This window comes from Streptomyces palmae, assembly GCF_004684805.1.
Taxonomy (GTDB): domain Bacteria; phylum Actinomycetota; class Actinomycetes; order Streptomycetales; family Streptomycetaceae; genus Streptomyces; species Streptomyces palmae.
Window position 1 is genome coordinate 1 of record NZ_SRID01000618.1, and the last position, 2051, is coordinate 2051.

Here is a 2051-nt window from a genome sequence, read left to right on the forward strand (position 1 = left end):
CCCATCTCCCGTACCCGCCGCTCCACCCGTCCGGTGTGCGACGGCGGCCCGACCCCTGCTCACCAAGCGACGCGCCCCGCCGCGCCCCCGGGCCGGCCTCGGGCGCGCTGGAGGCACCCTCATGAACAGAACCCTTCTCGACCGTGTCCGACCCGCGGGCGGCACCGGCACACTCCGGGCCGATGTCACCGCCTCGATCGTCGTGTTCCTCGTCGCCGTGCCGCTGTGCGTGGGCGTCGCCGTGGCCTCCGGCGTACCCGCCGAACTGGGCCTGATCACCGGAATCGTCGGCGGCCTGGTCGCCGGGGCGCTGCCGGGCAGCAGCCTCCAGGTCAGCGGCCCGGCCGCCGGGCTGACCGTGCTGGTCCACGAGGCGGTGGACGAGTACGGGCTGTCCGTGCTCGGCGTCCTGGTGCTGGCCGCCGGGGTGCTCCAGCTGGCCATGGGTTTACTGCGGCTGGGCCGCTGGTTCCGGGCCATCTCGGTGGCCGTGGTGCAGGGCATGCTGGCCGGGATCGGGTTGGTCCTGATCGCCGGCCAGCTCTACGCGCTCGCCGACACCCCGGCCCCGGGCAGCGGCCCGGCGAAGCTCGCCCACCTGCCCGATCTGGTGCTGGACACGGCCCGGTCCGGCACCGCGCTCCAGGCCGCGGCGGTGGGCGCGGGCACCATGGTGGTGCTCGTCCTGTGGCCCACCTGGCGCCGGGGGGCGAGGGCGCTGCCCGCCCCGCTGGCCGCGGTGGCGCTGGCCACCCTGGCGGTGGCGGTGCTGGACCTGCCCGTCGCGCGAGTGGAGGTGCAGGGGCTGCTGGACGCGGTGCAGCCGCCGGGCGGTGACGAGGTCGGGAAGCTCGCGGAGTTCGGGGTGCTGGGCACGGTGCTGGCCTTCACGCTGATCGCCTCGGCGGAGAGCCTGTTCAGCGCGGCGGCGGTGGACCGGCTGCACCACGGGCCGCGCACCGACTACGACAAGGAGCTGATCGCCCAGGGCGCGGGCAACGCGGTGTGCGGGGCGCTCGGGGCGCTCCCGATGACCGCGGTGATCGTGCGCAGCTCGGCCAACGTCCGGGCGGGCGCCAGGACCAAGGCCTCGCGGGTGCTGCACGGGGTGTGGCTGCTGGTCTTCGCGGTGCTGTTCCCGGCCGCGCTGGGGGTGATCCCGATCTGTGCGCTGGCCGGGGTGCTGGTGCACGCCGGCTGGAAGCTGCTCCCGGTGCGTGAGCTGGCCCCGCTGTGGCGGGAGCACCGGGGTGAGGCGGTGGTGCTGGTGGTGACCGCGGCGGCGATCGTGCTCACCAACATGTTCGAGGGGGTGCTGGTCGGGCTGCTGATGGCGGTGGCCAAGTCCGCCTGGGAGACCTCGCACGTCCACCTGGACATCGCCGGCCTGGAGGAAGCGGAGGGGCCGGTACGGGTGCGGGTGCTGGGCAACGCGACGTTCCTGCGGCTGCCCAAACTCCTCGACGAGCTGGAAGCCCTCCCCCGCGACCGCGAGGTACGGCTCGACCTGCACGGCCTGCGGCACATGGATCATGCCTGCGGCATGGCCCTGTCGGGCTGGGCCGAACGCCGGGACGCCGCGCGCCGGGCCGCCGGTGACCTGGCGGTCGGCGACGGATGACCTGGTGACCTGGCGGTCGGCGGCTGCCGGCCCGGGCTGGGTGCGCTCGCCCCGGCCGGTGTTCCGCGGGAGGCCGGCCGGGGCTGGCCGGCGCCGGGGCGACCCGGTGCCGGTCTCCCCCGGGCGGGCATTACCCGGCGGGTAATCGACCCGGATGGCCGGGCCCGGCAGGCTCTGTCCCGACACGCGAGACGCGCGGGACACACGAGATGTGCGGGGCGCGGGCGACGCGCGACGGACCACCGGGGACGGGAGAGCGATCATGGGCAGCAGTGCGATCAGCGGCAACGAGACGGTCACCGAGCAGACCCGGGCGGTCGTCCAGGACTTCCTGGCCCGGACCGCCTCGCGCGATCCCGAGCACATCGCCGCGGTCTACGCGGAGCAGGTCGACTGGCAGGTCGCCCCGAACCCCGCCGCCCCCTGGATC

General features: G+C 75.3%; 1 protein-coding gene. It reads left to right on the forward strand.

Annotated elements, in window-relative coordinates; translation table 11 throughout:
• Positions 1-121 precede the first annotated feature (121 nt).
• Entirely contained in the window at positions 122-1621 is a 1500-nt protein-coding gene (locus tag E4099_RS31550; protein WP_135342517.1) for a SulP family inorganic anion transporter, read from the forward strand.
• Positions 1622-2051 lie beyond the last annotated feature (430 nt).

Coding starts and splice junctions, on each gene's coding strand:
- E4099_RS31550 (WP_135342517.1), top strand. CDS start 122: ATGAACAGAACCCTTCTCGACCGTGTCCGACCCGCGGGCGGCACCGGC.